The sequence below is a fragment of the Arthrobacter sorbitolis genome (genome assembly GCF_054510995.1).
Window position 1 is genome coordinate 15,303 of record NZ_JBTNDM010000017.1, and the last position, 22,434, is coordinate 37,736.

Genomic DNA, 22,434 nt, shown 5'->3' on the forward strand with positions numbered 1-22,434 from the left:
GTCCCTTCGTCGTCCTCGTCAGTCGACGGCGCCGGCCGCCATCAGCGCCGAGCGCTGCTCCCGACGCAGCGCCTGGTGGGCCGGGTCCGGCACCGGCGCCGCAGCGAGCAGGCGGCGCGTGTACGGATCGCGGGGGTACTTCAGGATCTGCTCGGTGCTGCCCTGCTCCACGAGGATGCCCTTGTTGAGCACCGCGATGTGGCTGGCGAGGAGTTCCACGACGGCGAGGTCGTGGCTGACGAACAGGCAGGCGAACCCGCGTTCGCGCTGGAGCTCCTGCAGCAGTTCCAGGACCTTCGCCTGCACGGAGACGTCGAGCGCCGAGGTGGGCTCGTCCGCGACGAGGAGGTCCGGCCGCAGCGAGAGCGCGCGGGCGATGCCGACGCGCTGGCGCTGCCCGCCGGAGAGCTCGTGCGGGTACCGGTTGCGGAACGCGACCGGTAGCTGGACGTCCTCCAGGAGTGACGCCACGCGCTTGTCCAGCTCGGCCCGTCCCGGCTTCTCGTGCAGGAACAGCGGTTCGCCGATGCTCTCGCCGATGGACAGCCTCGGGTTGAGGGACGCCGCGGGGTCCTGGAACACGATGGCGAACTTCTTGCGCAACGGCAGCAGCTGCCGCGGGCTGAGCGCGGTGATGTCGGTGCCGCCGATGCTGACCCGTCCGCCGGCGGTCCTGATCAGACCGGTGACGGCCCGCGCGATGGTCGACTTGCCCGATCCCGATTCTCCGACGAGTCCCAGGACCTCGCCCGGGTTGATGGTGAACGAGACCCCCGAGACGGCCTTGAAGGCCGGCTGGCGGAATCGCCCGGGGTACTCGATGTCCACGTCTGTGAGTTCGAGGGCGGGCACGACGCCGGACGCCGTACGCGACTCCTGGGCCCGGATCGCCGCCTCCGCGTACTCCCTGTGGATGCTCAGGTGCCCGTCCACGAGTTCGACGTCGGTGAGGACACCGCCCACCTTGGATCCCAGGTGCGGGACGGCCCCGAGGAGCTGCTGCGTGTAGGCCTCGGCCGGGGCCGCGAAGAGCTGCGCCGTGGGCGCAGCCTCGACGATGCGCCCGCGCTCCATGACCACCACGTGGTCGGCGAGGTCGGCCACCACGCCCATGTCGTGGGTGATGAGGAGCACCGCGCTGTTGAGCCGCTTGTTGAGCTTGCGCAGGAGATCGAGGACCTCGGCCTGCACGGTGACGTCGAGCGCCGTGGTGGGCTCGTCCGCGATGAGCAGCATCGGGTCGTTGGCGAGGGCGATCGCGATCATGGCACGCTGGCGCTGGCCGCCCGAGAACTGGTGCGGGAAGCTGTCGTAGCGGCGCTCCGGCTCGGGGATCTCGACCATGCGCAGGAGCTCGATGGCGCGCTTCTTCGCCTGCGCGGGGGAGAGCTCGGTGTGCTGCTCCACGGCCTCGCGGATCTGCTCGCCGACGGTGAGCACCGGGTTGAGCGCGGTCATGGGCTCCTGGAAGATCATCGCGATCTCGTTGCCGCGGACCCGCCGGAGCGTGCCCTGCGATGCTCCGATCAGTTCCTTGCCGAGCATCTTCGCGCTGCCCGAGGACCGCCCGTTGCGGGGGAGGAGGCCGAGCAGGGCCATGGAGGACATGCTCTTGCCGGACCCTGATTCGCCGACGATCGCGAGGATCTCGCCAGGGTGAATTTCGTAGGAGACCTCCTCGGCGGCCATGACCCACTCGTTGTCGACGTTGAACTCCACACCGAGGTTCTTGACGGCGAGGATGGGGCCGTTGCCGACGGGCGCTTGCTCGTCCGAGATGATGACGGAACTGGTGCTCATTACTGCTTCACCCTTGTCTGCTTGGGGTCGAACGCGTCACGCAGGCCGTCACCGATGAAGTTGACGGCGAGGGCGATGCCGATGATGAACGCTCCGGGCCACAGGAACAGCCAGGGGCGCACCGTGAGGGCCGAGCGGTTATCGTTGATGGCCTTGCCGAGGGAGGTGTCGGGCGCCGTGACACCGAGGCCCAGGTAGCTGAGGGCGGTCTCGAGGAGGATCGCGCCCGAGATGGCGAGCGTCGTGGAGACGATGATGACGCCGACCGTGTTCGGCAGGATGTGCCGGAAGATGATGCGGGCCGAACTGGCGCCCACGGATTTCGCGGACTCGACGAACTCCTTCTCGCGCAGGGAGAGGAACTCGCCGCGGACGAGCCGCGCGAGGCCCGTCCAGGTGACGGCTCCGAGGAACAGTGCGAAGGGGATGATGCCGTACTGCGCGACGATACCGGCGACCGCGGCCGCGATGACGACCGTGGGGATGGTGATGACGACGTCGGTGATCCGCATGAGGAACGCTTCCGTCCAGCCCCGGAAGTACCCTGCGATCGCGCCCACGGTGGTGCCGATGACCATCGCCACGAGGCCCACGATGAACGCGATGATGAGTGAGGTCTGCGTGCCGCGCATGGTCAGGGCGAAGTAGTCGCGGCCGAGGACGTCCTGGCCGAAGGGGTGCTCGCCGAGGCTGAACGGCCACAGCGTCAGGGTGGGCTTGCCCTCGTTGAACCGGTCCGCGAGGACGTCGTAGTCCTTGTTCCACCAGCCGGGGATGCCGGCGAAGCCGATCGAGGTGAAGGCGAGGACGAAGATCAGGGCCAGCAGGGCGATCCCGGCCAGTGCTCCCTTGTGCCGGAAGAAGCGCTCCCTGATGAGGCGCCCCTGGCTCTTGGCCTCGGTCGTCCGGATGCGGTCGGTCTGGTCCCGCGTGGGGACGGCGGTCGCGATGTCGGTGTCCTGGCTCTGCAGGGTCATCTCCGACAGCTCGACGGACGCGCGGGAGTCGTCCCGCGTGTTCTCGTGATTACTCATGATGGATGTCCTAGCTCAGGGTGATGCGCGGGTCGAGGAACGCGTAGGCGATGTCCGCGAGCATGTTGAACAGCACGGCCGCCGTCCCGACGACGAGGAAGAAGGCCATCACGGGCCCCGGATCCACGTTGGCGATGCCGTCGACGAACATCTTGCCCATGCCGTTCCAGCCGAAGACCTGCTCCGTGATGACAGCACCGCCGAGGACGCCCGCGAAGTCGAAGGCCATCAGGGTGGTGATCGGGATCATCGCGTTGCGGAAGGCGTGCTTGACGAGGACGGTGCGCTCGCTGAGCCCCTTGGCGCGGGCGGTGCGGATGTAGTCCTGGTTCATGACGTCGAGCTGGCTGGCCCTGGTGTACCGCGTGTAGGTGGCGAAGGAGATCAGCGTCAGCGCGATGGTGGGCAGGATCAGGTGCAGCGCGAAATCGAGGTTGATCTCCCAGAACGTGCCGTCGAGGTTCGCCGACTCGGAGCCGGTCGTGGGGATGGGCCGTCCGCCGGCCTTCGCGGACAGCGTCGGGTACGCCTGCAGGAGGCGGTCGAGCACCATCAGCAGGCCGACCGACACCGCGATGACGGCGCCGATCTTCGCGGCCTGCGCGCGGAACGGGCCACCGACCACGCCGGCGACCACGTAGGCGACGACGGCGGTGACGACGACGAGTGCCACCACGAGGAGCCAGTTCGGGTCCTCGAGCAGCGGGATGGAGACGAGGTAGCCGACGAAGCTCACGCCGGCGGCGGCGAGTGCCGCCTGCAGCACGCGACGACGGCGGAAACCGGCGAGGAGGGCCGTCCAGAGGACGGCGACACCCGCGGCCGAGACCAGCATCCCGATCAGGCCGAGGCCGGGCGCCGAGAACCAGCCCGTGACGAGCAGCAGGTAGAGGGCGAGTGCCGTGCCGACCGCGGCGACGGCGAAGACCGTCAGCCTGCGCCGGCGGTCGCCACCGACGACGACCGCCCAGACGACGCCGGCGACCACCCCTATCAGGGCGATCGAGAGATAGGAGAACTGCGGATTCGCCAGCCACGTGTTGAGGTCGATCGCCAGGTACTGCTTCAGGAGCGTCGAGAGCCAGAACAGGGGGAGCGAGAAGAGCAGGAAGGAGATGAAGGTGACCGAGTAGTCGAAGACGCTGTACTGGCGGATCGCCGTGACGATGCCGACCACCACGCCGAGGACCAGCGCGAGGACGGTCGCCACGACGACCAGTCGCAGCGTGGAGCCCATGGCGTTCTCGAGCTGCGGGAGGACGGCCGCGCCGGTGCGGTCCTGGCCCAGGGTGCAGCTGATGCCGCCGGGGACGAGGCAGTGGCCGACGTCCTGGAGCCACAGGAAGTAGCGGGGGATCGGCGGGACGTCGAGGTTCATGGCGGCGGTGCGGGCGGCGATGGTGGCTGCCTTCTCCGGACCGCTGGTCTCACCGAGGTCCTCGAACGGGTCGCCCGACGAGATGGTGAGGAAGTACATCAGCGTGGTCGCTGCGAGCATGATGAAGAACGAGATGACGGATCGCTTGGCGATGAAGTAGAACACGGGGGGCTCCTAGGAAACGGTGCAGGCTGGCACGCGGCCGGGCACAGGGACGGGCAGGCCCGAGGGCCTGCCCGTCCTCATGCGTGATCCGGAAGAGGCAATCAGGCCTGCTTCGTCCAGCTGTAGGCGTTCCAGGTGATGCCGGTCTGCGTGGGGTTCATCTCCACGCCCTGGAGCTTCGAGGAGTGCGCGATGATGTCGGCGTTGGCGTAGAGCACCACGTTGTACTGGGTCTCAGCCAGGCGCTGCTCGAGTTCGGTCTTGAGCGCAGGCACCTTGTCCGCTTCCGTCGTGGTGGCGATCTCGGTCCAGAGGCGGTCGACCTCTTCGTCGGCGTAGCCGCCGAAGTTCTGCTCGCCACCGGAGACGTAGATCGACTGGCCCGAGGCGACCAGGCCGGAGCCGGCCCAGCCGAACAGGACGGCGTCCCAGGCACCGGGCTGGGAGAGCTTGGCGCTCCACTCCGCCTCGGGCTGCGGGATGATCTCGAAGCCGGCCTTGTCGCAGGAGTCCTTGACGAGGGCGACCATGTCGGCGCGGAGCTGGCTCGTGGAGGCGTACATGAGGCTGACCTTCACGGGCTCGGTCTTGCCGGCCTCGCTCAGGAGCTTCTTGGCGCCTTCGATGTCGGCGGCGCCGTCACCCTGGGCCGCGGGAGCCCCATCGAGGACCGTGTCGTAGTCGGGCTGGCCCGGCTGGTACTCGCGCAGGTTCATGACCGATCCCTCGGGATCGATGGGGGTCACGAACTTGTCCACCATGTCGGCGCGGGGCGCGCAGGCGTTGAAGGCCTGGCGTACCTTGACGTCCTCGAAGACGGCGCCGGGGCGCTGGTCGAGGTCGATGTGCGAGAAGGTCAGCGACGTCCCGGTGTCGACCGTGACGGTCTCGCCGATCTGCTCGAGGGCCGCCTTGGTGTCGACCGTGGGGCTGGACGGGTCGATGACGTCGACGTCGCCGTTCTGGAGCGCCTGGACGGCTTCCTCGTCGACGACCGTCTTGAACACGATGGTGTCGGTCTTGCCGGCACGCTCCTCGCCCCAGTACTTGTCGTTCTTGACGAGCGTCAGGGTGCCGTTGGTGGCGTTGTCCAGCTTGTAGGGGCCGGAGGAGGGGAGCAGGGCCGTGTCCGGGAGGGTGGGCAGGTCCACCTCGTAGTCCCAGCCGGAGTTCCAGAACTCGGCGACGGGCTTCAGGGCCGCGATGTCGGTGGCCTGGATGGCGTCGATGAGTTCGGCGCCGTCGCCCTCGGGGGAGAGCCCCGCCTGCTCCGCGGCGATGTGCGCGGGCATGATGGTCCCGGGCGTGAGGAGCGCTTCCCAGTCGGCGTAGGGCTCGTTGAACACGAGCTCGAACTCCTTGTCGCCGGCCGCGCCCTCGATCATCTTCGTCTGGGCGAAGCCGTTGGTGGAGGCCGCCAGGAAGAGGTCCGACTCGGCGCCCGTGTCGGGGTCCTTCTCGCCGCTCGGGTGCGTGCCGGACAGTGCGGCCCAGCTGAGCAGGACGTCGTCGTAGTCGATCGGCACGCCGTCGGACCAGACAGCATCTTCGTCGATGGTGTACTTGATCGTCAGCGGGTCGTCGCTGGTTTTCTCGTAGGTGCCGAAGTCCGTATTGGGCTCCAGTTCCCCGGCTGCCGTGAAGGCCGCGAAGCCGCCCGAGGTCAGGTTGTCCACGTAGCCGTTGTACACGGAGTTCGTGGCCGCGGTGTTGCCGTTGTAACCCGTGGGCGCCTGGCTGATCGCGATGTTGATCGTCGTCGCCAGGTTCTCCTCGGCACTTTCCGATGCAGGGGTCTCGGCCGTTCCGCCCGCCGATCCACAGGCGCTCAGCATGAGCGTTCCGATGGACAGTGCGGCGAGCGTCATAGTGCGCTTATTACGCATTGAATAGTCCTTACTGTGCTTGGCGCGAGGGGCGAAGGGGCGCCCCACGAGGCGGATTGCTGCAGTGACGGCAATCACACTCGGACAGCATAGCGAAGGATCGTTGCCTCCGGACACTCAGTGAACCATTGATAACCCATTTGTTACCTCCGGGAAATATAAGGTCTCTGAGCAATGGGAAAAGCCCCGGGGATGGCGTGTCCCCGGGGCTCGGTCCGCGTCGCGTGCCCTACTCTGGCGCGGGCACTTCCAGCCACTGGAACCAGCCGCGGTGCAGGACGAGCCAGGCCACGAGGCCGTAGCCGGCCTGGCCGGGGGTGCCGCCGTTGGAGGCGAGGTCGTGGCGCCACTGCTCGTGCGCGAGCAGGGGGGTGAAGGTGTCAACGAAGACGTGCTTGCGGCGTGTCGTGACGTCGCCGAAGGCGGCCGAGAGATCGGCGAGCCGGCGGTTCCGCTCCGCGTCGAGCCCGGGGGGAGGGCCGACGACGAGCACCTTCACGCTCATCTGCGAGGCGCCGTCGAGGATGTTGGCGAGGTTGAGGCGACTCCTCGCCGTGGACAGCTCGAGGTCGAGGTCCCGGTCCGAGAGGCCGATCACGAGGCGGTTCTCGAAGCCGCCGTCGAACCGGCGGCCGACCTCCTGCAGCCAGCGGTTGGCGAGGGCCTCGGTCCCCTCGCCGGGAGCCGGGAGGCTGTAGGCCTCCACGGACGCGTTGTCCGGTCGCGTCCGGGCCATCACGCGCCCGAACCACCCGAGCGCGCGGGGATCACCGAGCCCCGCGAGGAGTTCGTCGCCCACTGCTGCTAGCCGGATTCTGCGTTGTTCCACTGGTCCCTCGGTGTGCTGGTCGTCGGATGGAGCAGGGCGGCCGGGAACGGCATACGCCTCTTCGTGCCCTTAAAGACATGGGGTGGGGCCTGTGGCCCCACCCGACATCATACTGAGAGCTTACTATTGCCGGCCGAAGGCCTTCTTGATGAGGAGTTCCTGCTCCACCGCGTGGTTCTTCGCCGATCCCGTGGCCGTCGAGGCCGAGGCCGGACGCGATGCGAGGCGGATGCTCCGGTCGAGTTCCTGCGGCAGGTTGAGACCGATGAACGGCCACGGCCCCTGGTTGGCCGGCTCGTCCTGCGCCCAGACGATCTCTGCGCCGGGGTAGGCGGCGAGGGCGGACGTGATCTCGTCGACGGGGAGCGGGTACAGCTGCTCCACGCGCACGATCGCGGTCCTGCCGTCGTCGAGTTTCTGCCGTGCCGCCAGGAGGTCGTAGTACAGCCGTCCCGACACGAGGATCACGCGCTCGACGTCGTTCCCCGGCGTCTCGAGCGTGTCCGGGATGACGGGACGGAAGGTGCCCTGCGTGAACTCCTCGACCGGGCTCGCCGCGGCCTTCAGGCGCAGGAGCTGCTTCGGGGTGAAGATCACGAGCGGCTTCCGCGGGCGGTTGTAGGCGTGGCGACGCAGGAGGTGGAAGTGGGATGCCGCCGAGCTCGGGTTGGCGACGACCATGTTCTTCTCCGCGCACATCTGCAGGAAGCGCTCGATCCTCGCCGAGGAGTGGTCGGGGCCCTGGCCCTCGTAGCCGTGGGGCAGCATCAGCACGAGCGAGGAGCGCTGTCCCCACTTCTGCTCCGCGGAGCTGATGAACTCGTCGATGATGGTCTGCGCGCCGTTGACGAAGTCGCCGAACTGCGCCTCCCAGATCACGAGCGCGTCCGGACGCTCCACCGAGTAGCCGTACTCGAAGCCCATGGCGGCGTATTCGCTGAGGAGGGAGTCGTAGACCCAGAACCGGGCCTGGTCCGGGCTGAGGTCGTCGAGCGGCAGCCACTCGTGGCCGGTCGCCCGGTCGTGGAACACCGCGTGCCGCTGCACGAAGGTGCCGCGCCGCGAGTCCTGCCCGGCGAGCCGCACGGGTACGCCTTCCATGAGGAGGGACCCGAAGGCGGCGATCTCGCCGAAACCCCAGTCGATGCCGCCCTCTCGGGACATCTGCTCGCGCTTGTCGAGCAGGGCCTTGAGCTTCGGGTGCACGGTGAAGCCCTCGGGGATCGAGGTGTGCGCCGCACCGATGTGCGCGAGGGTCTCCGCGCTGATCGCCGTCTGCGGTGCCTCGCCGTCCCCGCCGTCCGCCTGCTGTGCGTAGGGGCGCTCGAGGTCGGACACCGCCTGCGGGTCCTTCGTGACGACGGGGATCGGCGAGGTCTGCGCCGCGTGCGTCTCGGCGAAGACACGCTCGAGGCGCTCCTGGTAGTCGCGCAGGGCCTGCTCGGCCTCCTCCTGCGTGATGTCGCCGCGGCCGATCAGCGCCTCGGTGTAGAGCTTCCTGACCGAGCGCTTCGCCTCGATGAGGTTGTACATCATGGGCTGCGTCATCGAGGGATCGTCGCCCTCGTTGTGGCCGCGGCGGCGGTAGCAGACCATGTCGATGACGACGTCCTTGTTGAACCGCTGGCGGAACTGGTACGCCATCTGGGCCACGCGGACCACGGCCTCGGGATCGTCGCCGTTCACGTGGAACACCGGTGCCTGGACCATCTTCGCGACGTCGGTGGAGTACACCGAGGAGCGTGAGGACGTGGGGCTCGTGGTGAAGCCGACCTGGTTGTTGACGATGACGTGGATGGTGCCGCCCGTGCGGTACCCGCGCAGCTGGGAGAGGTTCATGGTCTCCGCCACGACGCCCTGGCCCGCGAAGGCTGCATCGCCGTGGATGAGGATCGGCAGCACGGGGAAGGTGTCGCGCTGGTCCAGGAGGTCCTGCTTGGCGCGGACGATGCCCTCGAGCACAGGGTCCACGGCCTCGAGGTGGGACGGGTTCGCCGCGAGGTATACCTTCGTCTCGTTGCCGGCGTCGGACGTGAACGTACCCTCGGTGCCGAGGTGGTACTTCACGTCGCCGGAGCCCTGCACGGAGCGGGGATCCTGCGTGCCCTCGAACTCGCGGAACACCTGGGCGTAGGTCTTGCCGGCGATGTTGGTGAGCACGTTCAGCCGGCCGCGGTGGGCCATGCCGATCGCGACCTCGTCGAGGCCGTCGTCGGCCGCGCCGGAGATCACGGCGTCGAGCAGCGGGATCAGGGACTCGCCGCCCTCGAGGGAGAAGCGCTTCTGCCCCACGAACTTCGTCTGCAGGAAGGTCTCGAAGGCCTCGGCCGAGTTCAGCTTGTGCAGGATGCGCAGCTGCTCCTCGCGGCTGGGCTTGGAGTAGGGGTGCTCCAGCTCGTCCTGGAACCACTGGCGTTCCACGGGGTCCTGGAGGTGCATGTACTCGATGCCGGTGGTGCGGCAGTAGGCGTCGCGGAGGACGCCGAGCATGTCGCGGAACTTGAGCATCGGCTGGCCGCCGAAGCCGCCCGTGGGCCATTCGCGGTCGAGGTCCCAGAGGGTGAGCCCGTGCGTGCGGATGTCGAGGTCGGCGTGCTTGCGCTGCACGTACTCGAGCGGGTTGGTGTCCGCCATGAGGTGGCCGCGGACGCGGTAGGCGTGGATGAGCTGCTGGATCCTGGCGACCTTGTTGATCTGGTCGACCGGGTCCACCTGGATGTCGGCGCTCCAGCGCACGGGCTCGTAGGGGATCCGCAGGGATTCGAAGATCTCGTCGTAGAAGCCTTGCTCGCCCAGCAGCAGCTGGTGGATGATCCGCAGGAACTCGCCGCTGCCGGCACCCTGGATGACGCGGTGGTCGTAGGTGGAGGTCAGGGTGATGGTCTTGCTGATCGCGTGCTTGGCGAGGGTCTTCTCGCTCGAGCCCTGGAACTCCGCAGGGTACTCGAGGGCGCCGGCGCCGATGATGCACGCCTGTCCCTTGGAGAGGCGGGGCACGGAGTGGACCGTGCCGATACCGCCCGGGTTGGTGAGGGAGACCGTGGTGCCGGCGTAGTCGTCCGCGCCGAGCTTGCCGGCGCGGGCCTTCTTCACGAGGTCCTCGTAGGCGTGCCAGAACTCCGAGAAGTTCATCGTCTCGGCCTTCTTGATGTTCGGCACCACGAGGGACCGCGTGCCGTCGGGCTTCGGCATGTCGATGGCGAGGCCGAAGTTCACGTGGGCCGGCTGGATCGCGGAGGGCTTGCCGTCGACGACGTCGTAGTAGACGTTCTGCGACGGGAACTGGGCGAGGGCACGGATGATCGCGTAACCGATGAGGTGCGTGAAGGAGACCTTGCCGCCGCGGGCGCGTGCCAGGTTGCTGTTGATGACCACGCGGTTGTCGATGAGCAGCTTGGCCGGGATGGCGCGGACGCTGGTCGCGGTCGGGACGCTCAGGCTGGCTTCCATGTTGGTGGAGATGGCCTTGGCCGGGCCGCGCAGCACGCTGACCCTGTTCTCCTCCATCTCGGCGTTGCGGTCCGAGGCGGGCAGTTGTGCCGGGATGGGCTTGGCGGCGGGCTTGTCCTCCGGCTTCTTCGCCGGCTCCTTCGCCACAGGGGGCTTGCCGTTCTGCTGGGTGCCGGCCGGGCTCTCGCCGGAGGCCTTCGGCGCTGCGGCCTCGGCCTTCACGACCGGCAGTTCCTTCGTCGGGGGAGTCGGCGATGCCACGGACGTGCCATTGCTGCCCGGAGCCGCGGGCGGGGCGGCGGGGGCCGCGACGGCACCCGTGGGCCGGTCCGTCGTCCCGGCTGCGCCGCGTCCGTTCCCGGCCGGCGACTTCTCCGCGTCGAACGATTCGAACAGCTCCCACCACTTCTTGTCGACCGAGTGCCGGTCCCGCTGGAACTGCTCGTAGAGTTCATCAACAAGCCACTCGTTCCCGCCGAATTCTTCAGGCAGGCGATGGCTGGTTTGTTCTGGCACTTGGTATACGCCTCTTCCGTAAGTTGCCCTGAGCGCGGTGCGGGCGGCACGACGGGCCGGAAGCCGCGTCTGAACCCTGTCCAAGTGTAGTGACAGGAGTAGGCAACGGCCAATCAGGCGTGTCGCGCGGAGCGGGGCCGTGCGATACTCTCCGCGCCCGGGCGATGTGCCCCTCGGCAGGCGACGCACTAGACTCTTCGCGGCTGTCCATCCGGCTGCCCGTCCGGCCGTCGACGCAGGGAGAACCGTGCGCTTCATCACTCCGCCAACCACCGACCTCACCTATTCGGACGTCTTCCTCGTCCCGAGCGCCTCCGAGGTCGTCTCCCGCTTCGACGTGGACCTCTCGTCCGACGACGGGTCGGGCACCACCATCCCGCTGGTCGTCGCGAACATGACGGCGGTCACCGGGCGCCGCATGGTGGAGACCATGGCGCGGCGCGGGGGCATCGGCGTCCTGCCGCAGGACGTGCCGGTCGAGGTGATCGCCGAGGTCACCTCGTGGGTCAAGGACCGCCACCCCGTCTTCGAGACGCCGCTGAAGCTCCAGCCGGGCAACACCGTGATCGACGCCCTCCACCTCATGCACAAGCGTGCGCACGGGGCGGTCCTCGTCGTCGACGCGGCCGGCGCGTGCGTGGGCGTGGTGAACGCCGCCGACTGCGAGGAGGTGGACCGCTTCGCCTCGCTCGAGTCCGTCATGCGCGCCGCGCCCGCGCCGTTCGAGGCGTCCCTGTTCGACGACGACCCGGCCGCGGCGCTGCAGAAGGCCTTCGAGGACCTCGACGGTGCCCGCGTCGCCCTCGCTCCGGTGGTGCGGGACGGCGTGCTGCAGGGTGTCATCACCCGGACCGGCGCGCTCCGCTCCACGATCTACGAGCCGGCGGTCGACGCCGCGGGCAGGCTCCGCGTCGCCGCGGCGGTCGGCATCAACGGGGACGTCGAGGCGAAGGCCGGCGCCCTGCTCGATGCAGGCGTCGACGTCCTCGTCGTCGACACCGCCCACGGCCACCAGCGGAAGATGCTGGACGCGCTCGCCGTCGTCCGCGGCCTCGACCCCCGGGTCCCGATCGTCGCCGGCAACGTCGTCAGCGCCGACGGCGTCCGCGACCTCGTCGCCGCCGGCGCCTCCATCGTCAAGGTCGGCGTCGGACCCGGCGCCATGTGCACCACGCGCATGATGACCGCCGTCGGCCGCCCGCAGTTCTCCGCCGTCCACGAGTGCGCGCAGGCCGCGGCCGAGCTCGGCGCCCATGTGTGGGCCGACGGCGGCGTCCGGTACCCGCGCGATGTGGCCCTCGCGCTCGCCGCGGGTGCGAGCCAGGTCATGATCGGGTCCTGGTTCGCCGGGACCTACGAGAGCCCGGGCGATCTCCAGGCCGACAGCGACGGACGCCGCTACAAGGAGAGCTTCGGCATGGCGTCGGCGCGTGCCGTGCAGAACCGCACGCGGCGCGACGACGTCTTCGCCCGCGCCCGGAAGGGCCTCTTCGAGGAGGGCATCTCCACGTCGAAGATGTACCTCGACCCGGCCCGCCCCGGCGTGGAGGACCTCGTCGACCTGATCACCGCCGGCGTCCGCAGCTCCATGACCTACGCGGGCGCGGCATCGCTGGCCGAGTTCCGCGAGCGGGCCGTCGTCGGCGTGCAGTCGGCGGCCGGGTACGAGGAGGGCCGGCCGCTCCAGCAGAGCTGGTAGGCGCTCCCGGCCGGGCGCGGTTCCGCCCGCGGAGAAAGTGCTCGGGCACGGGCGTGCCCGAGCCGGTAAACTGGGGATCCTTATGGACAGTCCTTCTAGGGGCCGGCTCGAAGCCGGCATCCCCTCTCCTCTTGCCCATCTGCTGCCCGGAACCGATGCGGAGCGCCCGGTCGATGCCGGGTCCGGCCAGGACGCAGCCCACCTCCCGGCCGACGCGGCGGACCCCCTCAGACGCGGACCGCTGCAGTCCCGACCTGCATCGATGGGGGAGGGGAGGTAGCGGTGGAGTGGATCCTCCTGGCCGTCGGCCTGCTCCTCGTCCTCGGCACGGGGTTCTTCGTGGCCGTCGAGTTCGCGCTCGTCGCGCTCGACCAGACCTACGTGCAGCGTGCCGTGGACGAGGGCGACACGAAGGCCGAGCCGCTGCTGCGCTGCCTGAAGTCGCTCTCCACCCAGCTGTCGAGCTGCCAGCTCGGCATCACCCTCACGACCCTGCTCACGGGCTACGTCATGGAGCCGTCCGTCGGACGGCTGCTCGAGGCGCCCCTCGCGGGCCTCGGCCTGTCGGAGGCCCTGGCCGCCTCGACGTCGATCATCCTCGCGATGGTCCTGGCGACCCTGCTCTCGATGCTCATCGGCGAACTCGTCCCCAAGAACCTCTCCATCGCCCTGCCCTTCCGGGTGGGCCGGACGCTCGCCCGCCCGCAGCTCGTCTTCACCGCCGTCTTCAAGCCGGCCATCATCGTGCTGAACGGCTTCTCCAACCGGATCCTCAACATCTTCGGCCTCGAGGCGAAGGAGGAGATCTCGGGCGCGAGGACACCGTCGGAGCTCTCGTCGCTCGTGCGCCGCTCCGCCGAGATGGGCACCCTCGACCAGGGCACGGCCAACTTCCTGGCCCGTACCTTCAGCTTCTCCGACCGCACCGCGGCCGACGTCATGACACCGCGCATCCGCATGGAGGTCATCGACTCCGACCAGACGGTGGCGGACGTCGTCGAGGCGGCGCGGCGGACCGGCTACTCCCGGTTCCCGCTCATCGGCGACTCCGCCGACGACATCCGCGGTGTCGTGCACGTCAAGAAGGCCGTGGCGGTCCCGCGCCACAAGCGCGCCGAACTCCCCGCCGGGACCATCATGACCGAGGTCCTGCGCGTCCCCGAGACCGTGCACCTCGACTCGCTCCTCAGCGAGCTGCGCGAGGCGAACCTCCAGCTCGCCGTCGTCCTGGACGAGTACGGGGGCACCGCCGGCGTCGCCACGCTCGAGGACCTCGTCGAGGAGATCGTCGGCGAGGTCAAGGACGAGCACGACAAGCTGAAGCCCGGCGTGCTGCAGAGCGCGGCCGGGGACTGGTTCTTCCCCGGCCTCCTCCGGCCCGACGAGGTCACGATGCAGATCCCCGGCCTCGTGGTCCCCGACGAGTCCGGCTACGAGACCGTGGCCGGGTTCATCATGGCGGAGCTCGGTCGCGTCGCGGCGCCGGGCGACCAGGTGGAGGTGCCCGCAGGGACCCTCACCGTGGAGCGCATGGACGGACGGCGCATCGACCGCGTCCACTTCCGGCCGGCACCGACACCCGCCGGCGAGGAGGGCCCCGACTCCATGGTCGTGCCCGAGCACCAGTCGGTGCCCCAGGGCACGGGCCAGCACCACACCGTTCCCCGGCCGACCGCCCGTCCGGTCCTCGCCGGCAGCACCGCAGTACGGAAGGACAACCGATGAACGACTGGGCAGGAATCGCCTGGCTCGTCGTCCTCCTGATGGGCAACGCCTTCTTCGTCGGCTCGGAGTTCGCGATCATGTCGGCGCGCCGTAGCCAGATCGAACCCCTGGCGGAGGCCGGGTCGAAGCGCGCGCGGACCACCATCTGGGCCATGGAGCACGTGTCCCTGATGCTCGCCTGCTCGCAGCTCGGCATCACGGTCTGCTCCCTGCTGATCCTGCAGGTGGCCGAGCCGGCCATCCACCACCTGTTCGTGGTGCCGTTCGAGGCCGTCGGCATCCCCGAGGGGCTCGCGGACGGCGTCGCGTTCGCGCTCGCCCTGGTCCTCGTGACGTTCCTGCACGTGACCTTCGGCGAGATGGTACCGAAGAACATCTCGGTCTCGGTGGCCGACAAGGCGGCGCTCCTCCTGGCCCCGCCGCTCGTGATGGTCGCGCGGGTGGTCAACCCGGTGATCTCCACGCTCAACTGGGCCGCCAACCACATCCTCCGCGCCCTCAAGGTGGAGCCGAAGGACGAGGTGTCCTCGACCTACACGCTCGAGGAGGTGCAGTCCATCGTCGAGGAGTCGACGAGGAGCGGACTGGTGGACGACGAGTCGGGGCTGATCACGAGCGCCCTCGAGTTCTCCGGCCAGACGGCCGAGACCACGATGATCCCCCTCGGCGAGCTCGTCACCGTGCGGACCGACGCGACGCCGGAGGACTTCGAACGGGCTGTCGGCCGCACCGGGTTCTCCCGGTTCGTGATGGTCGACGATTCGGGGAACCTGACCGGGTACATGCACCTGAAGGACGTCATGTCCATGCCGCAGGCCATGTACCGGAGGCCCATCACGGAGAACAAGGTGCGCACGCTCGTGAACCTGTCGCTGGGTGACGAGATCGAGGACGCCCTCGCCGTGATGCAGCGGACCGGGTCCCACCTGGCGCGCGTCCTCGGCCCCGACGGTTCCACCCGGGGGGTCCTGTTCCTCGAGGACGTGATCGAACAGCTCATCGGCGAGATCCGGGACGCCACGCAGAACCAGGGCGTGCGGCGGACCGGCGGGGGCGTCGGCGGGGAGGCCCCGGTACGCTGACGGGCGGCCTCGCGCCCGGGGAATGCGAACCATTCGCGTGTGGGATATGCTCGGTCCCTAACGTAAACAGTTCTCATTAGTCCGATCGAGGTCCCCATGCGCCTGTCCCACCGTCTCGCCGTCCCCGCGTTCCTGGCGGTGTCCGCCGTCGGCCTCGCCGCGTGCGGCGACGGGTCCGCAGCCGGCTCGGAGGGCGCAGCCGCGGAGGATGCCCTGACGGTCGTCACCGCCACCAACGTGTACGGGGACATCGCCTCGGTCGTGGGGGGCGACGACGTCGAGGTGACGCCGATCGTCGACAGCCTCAGCCAGGACCCCCACTCCTACGAGGCCACGGTGCAGGACAAGCTCTCCGTGTCCGAGGCCGACCTCGTCATCGAGAACGGGGGAGGCTACGACCCGTTCCTCGGTCGCCTCGCCGAGGAGACCGGGGCGGGGACGGTGCTCAGCGCCGTCGAACTCTCCGGCCTTGAGGAGGCGGAGGGCTCCGGGGAGGCCGAGGACCCCGCAGGCGGGCATACCGAGGAGGGCCACGCCCACGGCTCCTTCAACGAGCACGTCTGGTACGACCTGCCGGCCATGATGACCCTCGCCGACGCCATCGCGGAGGAACTCGGCCGGCTGGACGGGGCGAACGCCGGCGCGTACCAGGAGCGGGCCGACGCCTTCACCGCGGAGCTGCAGGCACTGCAGGAGCGCCTGGCGGCGCTGGCCTCCGGCGGGCACGGCGGCGACGTGGCCGTGACGGAGCCCGTCCCCGTCTACCTCCTCGAGGCCGCCGGGCTCCACAACGCGACCCCCGAGGAGTTCACCGAGGCCATCGAGGAGGAGTCCGACGTCCCCGTCGCCGTCCTCGAGGAGATGAAGGCGCTCGTCTCGGGCGGGACCCTCGACTTCCTCGCCTACAACGGCCAGACCGAAGGATCACAGACCGAGGCCGTGCGGTCGGCCGCCGAGGAGGCGGACCTCCCCGTCCTCGACTTCACCGAGACACTGCCCGAGGGGGAGGGATACGTTTCCTGGATGACGGCCAACACGGATAGCATCGAGGCCGCGCTGGGATCCTGAGGTCCCGCGTCCCGACGTCGGCGTCCGGGCCCGGAATCCGGCCCGGCACGACCCCAACGACCGACTGGAAGCCCGCATGACCTCGACGACGTCCCGCTCCATTCCCTCCCCGGACGGGGCGGAGGGTCCGGCGATCAGCCTCCGGGGCGCGGCGCTCTCCTTCGGCCCGCGCACCCTGTGGGAGGGGCTGGACCTCGACATCATGCCCGGCGAGTTCTTCGCCGTGCTCGGTCCGAACGGATCGGGCAAGACGAGCTTCCTGAAGGTCCTGCTCGGCCTGCTGCCGCTCGACGCCGGCACGGCGACGATCGGCGGCCGCCCCATCACGCGCGGCAGCCGGAGCCTCGGCTACATCCCGCAGCAGAAGTCGTTCCCGCCCGAGACACCGCTGCGCGCCCGTGACCTGGTGGGGCTCGGCGTGGACGGCCACCGCTGGGGGCTGAGGCTGCGGAGCGGTTCCTACCGGGAGCGGGTGGACGGGCTCCTGCGCGACGTCGGCGCCGAGTCGTACGCGGACGCCCCCGTGGGTCTCCTCTCGGGCGGCGAGCAGCAGCGCCTGCGTGCCGCGCAGGCCCTGGCCACCGACCCGTCCGTCCTGCTCTGCGACGAACCGCTGCTGTCGCTCGATCTCAACCACCAGCAGGCGGTGAGCTCGCTCATCAACCGGCAGTGCCACGATCGGAACAGCGCGGTGGTCTTCGTGACCCACGAGATCAACCCCGTCATCGAGTACGTGGACCGGGTCCTGTACCTCGCCGACGGCAGGTTCCGCGTCGGGACGCCCGCCGACGTCATGACGAGCGAGGTGCTCTCCGACCTGTACGACAGTCCCGTCGAGGTCTTCTCCAGCAACGGGCGGCTCGTCGTCGTCGGCCTGCCCGACGCCACGACCCACCACCACGAGAGCGCCTGACCATGGACTTCTCCGACGTCCTGGGCGCCATCTTCACCTTCGACAACTACGCGCAGCTGCTGCCCCTCGTCCGGAACTCGCTGATCGCCGGGGCGGTGCTCGGCCTGCTGGGGGGGCTCATCGGTACCTTCGTCATGATGCGCGACCTCGCCTTCGCGGTGCACGGCATCGCCGAGCTCTCCTTCGCCGGAGCGGCGTTCGCGCTGCTCGTCGGGGCCAACGTGGTCGGCGGCTCGCTCGTGGGCTCCGTGCTCGCGGCGCTCGTCCTGGGGGTCATGGGGATCCGTGCCCGCGACCACAACTCGATCATCGGCGTGGTCATGCCCTTCGGCCTCGGTCTCGGGATCCTCTTCCTCGCGCTCTACGAGGGGCGCGCGGCCAACAAGTTCGGCCTCCTCACCGGGCAGATCGTCTCGGTCGACGACGTGCAGCTGAACCTGCTGGTGGGGTGCGCCGCGGTGGTCATCGTGGCGCTGGCCGCGATCTGGCGCCCGCTCACCTTCGCGAGTGCCGACGCCGACCTCGCCGCGGCGCGCGGCGTGCCGGTCAGGGGGCTCTCGATCCTGTTCATGGTCCTGCTGGGGGTCTCGGTGGCGCTGTCCATCCAGGTCGTCGGCGCCCTCCTCGTGCTCGCCCTGCTCATCACCCCGGCGGCGGCGGCCCTGAAGGTGACGTCGGCGCCCGGGCTCGTGGTGCTCCTCAGCGTCGTGTTCGCGTGCACGTCGGTGGTGGGCGGCATCCTCCTCGCGCTGGGCGGCCGCATCCCGATCAGTCCGTACGTCACGACGATCTCCTTCGTGATCTACCTGGTGTGCCGACTGGTCGGCTCCCGCCGGGCGGCGGGCAGATCGCAGGAACGCGGCACCGTGGGCGCGACGGACGTCGTGGCAGGCACGCGGGACTAGGACTCCGGCGAACGGTCGGGCACGTCGACGGCGTCGGTGATGGCCTGCTCCATGGAGCGCAGGAAGCGGGTGACCGTCTCGGTCTCCTCGTTCGTCAGTCGTCCGGCCGCAGCCAGGACGCCGCGCTTCTCGATGTCGAAGGCGGCGCGGAACTCGTCCGTGGCCCGGTCCCCGGGTTCCAGGATCACGGCGCGGCGGTCCACGGGGTGGCGGCGGCGGCGCACGAAGCCGGCCTTCTCGAGCCGGTCGATCACGAGGGTGGTGGAGGCGCTCGAGATGCCGAGGGCCAGCGCGAGCTCCTTGGGGCTCGCGGCCTCGTCCCCGTGCCAGACGGCGAGCAGGTGGCGCAGGGCGCCCAGATCCGTCTCGTTGATGCCGAGCCGCCGGCTGAGGGTCCGGCGCAGGCCGCTCTCCAGGGTGCGGTACGCCCTGAGGGCGTTGAGGACGTCCACTCCGGTGGCCGTGTGGCCGGGCGCGTCCCGGGCCGCCGGCGGGTACCAGTAGCCGGCTCCCTGCTGCGCGTCCGAGGTCATGACTACAGCTTAGGTCATCTAGTAGCCAATCTTCCTAGCTACTCGCCCGGGTCGCGCCGTCTCCCGCGTCGGGAGGAGCCGTCAGGCGCTGGGGGCGGCAGGAGCCGGGAAGTCCAGTTCCGACATCGCGAGCCCCAGGGAGCCGAGGAACCGGTGGATCGTGCCGCTCTCCTCGGGCGAGAGCGCCGTGACGACGGACATCATGCGCTCGTGCATCGCCCCCATGGTCGCGCGGACCTCGTCGTCGGTCGTGGCCGTCGGCCAGATCTCGACGCCCCGCCTGTCGGCGGGGCTCGGGCGGCGCTCCGCGTGCCCGCTCTTCGTCAGGCGGTCCACCAGCACCGTCGTGGCCGCCGTCGAGATGCCGAGTTCCCGGGCGAGCACGGCCGGGCTGAGGGGGCGGCCGGTCCGTCCTGCCTGGAGCAGCAGGCGCAGTGCTGTCATGTCCGACCGACCGAGGTGCATGGAATCCCTGCTGCGGCCGCGCATCGCGATCTCCGCGTTCCGGTACCGTCGTACCGCATCGATCAGGGCCTCGAGGTGTTCGGCGTCGGGACCGACGGTGTCAGGACCACCCGTACCCGGCGTACCCGCGTCGGAACCGGCCGCGGCCGGGGCCGACGAAGCAGGGACGGAGCGGTCGGAAGGCATGGCCCCAGCGTAGTCGAGGAGAGCGGTGGTCCCCGGCGGACGGGACGGTGTCCCGCAGGGGCCGCGTGGGGTATGGTGCTTCGCGGAGTCTCTAGGGCCGTGCGCGGAGCGCCGAGCACTCGGGGCACAGCCCGTGGATCTCGACCGTGTGTGCCGTGTCGGTGAAGCCGTGGTCCGCGGCGATGCGTGCGGCCCACTGCTCGACGGCGGGAGCCTCGATCTCGACGGCCCTACCGCAGTTCCTGCACAGCAGGTGATGGTGGTGGTGCTCGACGGCGCAGCGACGGTAGACGGCCTCGTTGTCACCGCTGCGCAGCACGTCGACGAGGCCGTCGTCGGCCATGGACTGCAGGATCCGGTACGTCGTGGCGAGGGAGACCGACTCGCCGCGATCCTGGAGCAGCCGGTGCAGCTCCTGCGTGCTGACGAAGTCGGCGAGGTCGTCGAGGGCGGCACTGACGGCCCGGCGCTGGCGCGTGACGCGCTGGGCCCCGCCCGTTCCTGCCGACGGCGCTGCTTCGGATGTCGCCTCGGGCGTCATGTCCTACCTTTCCACGGGCACGAGAGGTGCCCTGAACCAGAGTCAAGATTATCAGTGGAGCCGCGGGTAGTCTGGGCGCATGCTGCTGACCAAGTTCACGCACTCGTGCGTGCGTCTCGAGCAGGACGGCTCCGTCCTCGTCATCGACCCGGGCTCCTTCTCCGAGGTCGAGGAGGCCCTCGCGGGCGCTGCGGCAGTCCTCGTCACGCACGAGCACGCCGACCACGTCGACGTCGACCGGGTGGTCGCGGTGCTGGCCGCGGACGGGGCGGCCGGGCTCTGGGCCCCGCAGGGCGTCGCGGACGCCGTGGCCCGCGCACTCGGGGACGCCGCGGGGGACCGCATCCACGCCGTGGCCGGCGGCGAGCAGTTCTCGGCGGCGGGGTTCGAGGTCCGGACGTTCGGCGGGCAGCACGCCCTGATCCACCCGCTCATCCCGCTGGTCGCGAACGTGGGCTTCCTCGTCGGGGGAGCCGTCTACCACCCCGGCGACTCCTTCGTCGTGCCGGACGGCGTCGACGTCGGGACGCTGCTCGTCCCCGTGCATGCGCCCTGGTCGAAACTCGCGGAGGTCGTCGACTTCGTGGCGTCGGTGCGCGCACCGCGCGCGTTCCAGATCCACGACGCCCTGCTGAACGAGACGGGGCTCGGCATGGTCGAGGGGCACGTCACGCGGCTCGGAGGGCGCTACGGGACCACCTTCCGCCACCTGGACGTCCGGGCGAGCGTCGAGCTCTGACGGGTTGGTGCGCGGTCCACCGTGTGGTGGACTGGCCTGCATCAGGGCCGGCCGCGGTCACCGCCGCTGTCCGGCCGCCCGTTCCGACAGGAGATCTCGATGAAGACTCTGATGGATGTGCAGGAACTGCAGGACCGGATGACCTCCGGTGCGCAGACGATCCTGCTCGATGTGCGCTGGTCCCTGGGCGACCCCCACGGCCACGAGCACTACCGCGCAGCCCACCTACCCGGCGCCGTGTACGTGGACATGGAGACCCAGCTGTGCGCTCCCGGCGGGCCCGGTCGGGGCCGCCACCCGCTGCCTCCGGCGGACGCCCTGCAGGAGGCAGCCCGGCAGTGGGGACTCAACGACGGCGACACCGTGGTCGCCTACGACGACTCCGGCAACCTCGCCGCCGCCCGCCTGTGGTGGCTCCTGCGTGACGCGGGCTTCACGTCCGTCAGCCTGCTCGACGGCGGACTGACTGCGTGGCGCGCGGCAGGGTTCGACGTCGAGCGGGGGGAGGAGCGCCACTGCGTCGGCTCCGTCCACCTCGCCGCCGGGCACATGCCCGTCGTGTCGGTCCCGGACCTCCTCAACGGGTCGGCCGCCGACGTCCTGCTCGACGCGCGCGCCGGCGAACGGTTCCGGGGCGAGCAGGAGCCCGTGGACCCCAGGGCCGGCCATATCCCCGGCGCGGTCAGCGCACCCACGGCGGACAACCTCGGGGAGGACCGGCGCTTCCGGCCGGCCGACGAGCTCCGGCGACGCTTCGGCGCCCTCGGCGCCGACCGCGGCCGCGTCGCGGTCTACTGCGGCTCCGGCATCACGGCCGCCCACGAGATCGCGGCCCTGCACATCGCGGGCATCGACGCCTCGCTGTTCCCCGGCTCGTGGTCGCAGTGGTCCACGACGGAGGGCCTGCCCGTCGCGACGGGGGCCTGACACCGGGTGCCCGAGGACGGGCCGGCGCCGGATGCGCGCTGGCCCGTTCCCGGGCGGCGCGGTAGCGTCGGGGCATGACCCCAGGACGCCCCGTGCCGCCGCCCCTGCGCGGAGGAGCACCACTGCCAGCCCGATCGGCGCCGGGCGCCGCCCCAGGAGGAACCATGCCCACGCTGTTCACGAAGATCATCGACGGGCAGGTGCCGGGCCGGTTCGTCTGGAAGGACGACGACGTCGTCGCGTTCCTGACCATCGCCCCCATCACCCCCGGGCACACCCTCGTGGTGCCGCGCCGGGAGATCGAGCACTGGCTCGAGGCCGACCCCGGGACCCTGACCCGGGTGATGGCGGTGGCACAGACGATCGGCCGTGCCCAGGAGGCGGCGTTCGGGGCGAAGCGCGTGGGGGTGCTCCTCGAGGGCTACGAGGTGCCCCACCTGCACGTCCATGTCTGGCCCACGCAGTCGCCGCAGGACTTCGACGTCAAGCGCGTCGACCATGCACCCGACCCCGCCGCGATGGATCGTGCGGCCGACGCGCTGCGCACCGCCCTGCGCGAGGCCGGGCACGGCGCCTCCGTCCCGGAGTAGGCG

Annotated in this window: 18 protein-coding genes; 9 read left to right on the top strand and 9 right to left on the bottom strand. The window is 70.0% G+C overall.

Features of this window, described 5'->3' with window-relative positions:
- Positions 1-18 precede the first annotated feature (18 nt).
- The 6 genes from ACX80K_RS16900 to ACX80K_RS16925 all read right to left on the bottom strand — a co-directional run bounded on the left by ACX80K_RS16900 (position 19) and on the right by ACX80K_RS16925 (position 11,058).
- Positions 19-1,800, bottom strand: coding sequence for an ABC transporter ATP-binding protein (locus tag ACX80K_RS16900; protein ID WP_459273065.1), 1,782 nt, complete (start codon positions 1,798-1,800; stop codon positions 19-21).
- Positions 1,800-2,834, bottom strand: coding sequence for an ABC transporter permease (locus tag ACX80K_RS16905; protein ID WP_459273066.1), 1,035 nt, complete (start codon positions 2,832-2,834; stop codon positions 1,800-1,802). Before ACX80K_RS16905 ends, ACX80K_RS16900 begins: the two co-directional genes overlap by 1 nt.
- Positions 2,835-2,844: 10 nt before the next feature.
- Positions 2,845-4,377, bottom strand: coding sequence for an ABC transporter permease (locus tag ACX80K_RS16910; RefSeq protein ID WP_459273067.1), 1,533 nt, complete (start codon positions 4,375-4,377; stop codon positions 2,845-2,847).
- A gap of 101 nt (positions 4,378-4,478) precedes the next feature.
- Positions 4,479-6,263 (bottom strand): ABC transporter family substrate-binding protein, encoded by a 1,785-nt coding sequence (locus ACX80K_RS16915; protein WP_459273068.1) that lies wholly within the window; start codon positions 6,261-6,263, stop codon positions 4,479-4,481.
- A 229-nt stretch (positions 6,264-6,492) separates the two neighbouring features.
- A complete protein-coding gene (locus ACX80K_RS16920) occupies positions 6,493-7,092 on the bottom strand; it encodes a GDSL-type esterase/lipase family protein (protein WP_104179042.1) in 600 nt (199 codons plus the stop codon).
- Between the two features lie 123 nt (positions 7,093-7,215).
- A complete protein-coding gene (locus tag ACX80K_RS16925) occupies positions 7,216-11,058 on the bottom strand; it encodes a multifunctional oxoglutarate decarboxylase/oxoglutarate dehydrogenase thiamine pyrophosphate-binding subunit/dihydrolipoyllysine-residue succinyltransferase subunit (protein WP_459273070.1) in 3,843 nt (1,280 codons plus the stop codon).
- Between the two features lie 247 nt (positions 11,059-11,305).
- On the opposite strand from ACX80K_RS16925, the gene guaB1 reads away from it, so the two are divergent.
- The 6 genes from guaB1 to ACX80K_RS16955 all read left to right on the top strand — a co-directional run bounded on the left by guaB1 (position 11,306) and on the right by ACX80K_RS16955 (position 18,450).
- A complete protein-coding gene (gene guaB1, locus ACX80K_RS16930; RefSeq protein ID WP_459273071.1) occupies positions 11,306-12,757 on the top strand; it encodes a GMP reductase in 1,452 nt (483 codons plus the stop codon).
- 282 nt (positions 12,758-13,039) lie between these two features.
- Positions 13,040-14,482 (top strand): hemolysin family protein, encoded by a 1,443-nt coding sequence (locus ACX80K_RS16935; RefSeq protein WP_459273072.1) that lies wholly within the window; start codon positions 13,040-13,042, stop codon positions 14,480-14,482.
- Positions 14,479-15,564, top strand: a complete 1,086-nt coding sequence (locus tag ACX80K_RS16940; protein WP_104179038.1) for a hemolysin family protein — start codon at positions 14,479-14,481, stop codon at positions 15,562-15,564. The genes ACX80K_RS16935 and ACX80K_RS16940 overlap by 4 nt, the downstream gene beginning before the upstream one ends.
- A 96-nt stretch (positions 15,565-15,660) precedes the next feature.
- Entirely contained in the window at positions 15,661-16,632 is a 972-nt protein-coding gene (locus tag ACX80K_RS16945; RefSeq protein ID WP_459273073.1) for a metal ABC transporter solute-binding protein, Zn/Mn family, read from the top strand.
- A 76-nt stretch (positions 16,633-16,708) separates the two neighbouring features.
- Entirely contained in the window at positions 16,709-17,545 is an 837-nt protein-coding gene (locus ACX80K_RS16950; protein ID WP_459273074.1) for a metal ABC transporter ATP-binding protein, read from the top strand.
- Positions 17,546-17,547: 2 nt separating this feature from the next.
- Positions 17,548-18,450, top strand: coding sequence for a metal ABC transporter permease (locus tag ACX80K_RS16955; RefSeq protein WP_459273075.1), 903 nt, complete (start codon positions 17,548-17,550; stop codon positions 18,448-18,450).
- Here ACX80K_RS16955 and ACX80K_RS16960 read toward each other — a convergent pair.
- From ACX80K_RS16960 to ACX80K_RS16970, 3 genes are all read right to left on the bottom strand, one after another.
- On the bottom strand, positions 18,447-18,983 hold the full coding sequence (locus ACX80K_RS16960) for a MarR family winged helix-turn-helix transcriptional regulator (RefSeq protein ID WP_459273076.1): 537 nt from the start codon (positions 18,981-18,983) through the stop codon (positions 18,447-18,449). The genes ACX80K_RS16955 and ACX80K_RS16960 overlap by 4 nt on opposite strands.
- An 81-nt stretch (positions 18,984-19,064) precedes the next feature.
- Complete coding sequence (locus ACX80K_RS16965; RefSeq protein WP_459273077.1) at positions 19,065-19,634, bottom strand: MarR family winged helix-turn-helix transcriptional regulator; 570 nt, start codon at positions 19,632-19,634, stop codon at positions 19,065-19,067.
- Between the two features lie 91 nt (positions 19,635-19,725).
- The gene (locus ACX80K_RS16970) at positions 19,726-20,175 is read right to left on the bottom strand and encodes a Fur family transcriptional regulator (RefSeq protein WP_459273079.1); all 450 of its coding nucleotides are present in this window, start codon (positions 20,173-20,175) and stop codon (positions 19,726-19,728) included.
- Between the two features lie 79 nt (positions 20,176-20,254).
- Between ACX80K_RS16970 and ACX80K_RS16975 the strand changes: the two genes are divergently transcribed.
- The 3 genes from ACX80K_RS16975 to ACX80K_RS16985 all read left to right on the top strand — a co-directional run bounded on the left by ACX80K_RS16975 (position 20,255) and on the right by ACX80K_RS16985 (position 22,431).
- Positions 20,255-20,914, top strand: coding sequence for an MBL fold metallo-hydrolase (locus ACX80K_RS16975; protein WP_459273080.1), 660 nt, complete (start codon positions 20,255-20,257; stop codon positions 20,912-20,914).
- A 99-nt stretch (positions 20,915-21,013) separates the two neighbouring features.
- Positions 21,014-21,841 carry a sulfurtransferase gene (locus ACX80K_RS16980; RefSeq protein WP_459273081.1) on the top strand — a complete coding sequence of 276 codons (828 nt, stop codon included), beginning with the start codon at positions 21,014-21,016 and terminating at the stop codon, positions 21,839-21,841.
- Positions 21,842-22,005: 164 nt separating this feature from the next.
- Positions 22,006-22,431, top strand: coding sequence for an HIT family protein (locus ACX80K_RS16985; protein ID WP_459273082.1), 426 nt, complete (start codon positions 22,006-22,008; stop codon positions 22,429-22,431).
- The last annotated feature ends 3 nt before the right edge of the window (positions 22,432-22,434 follow it).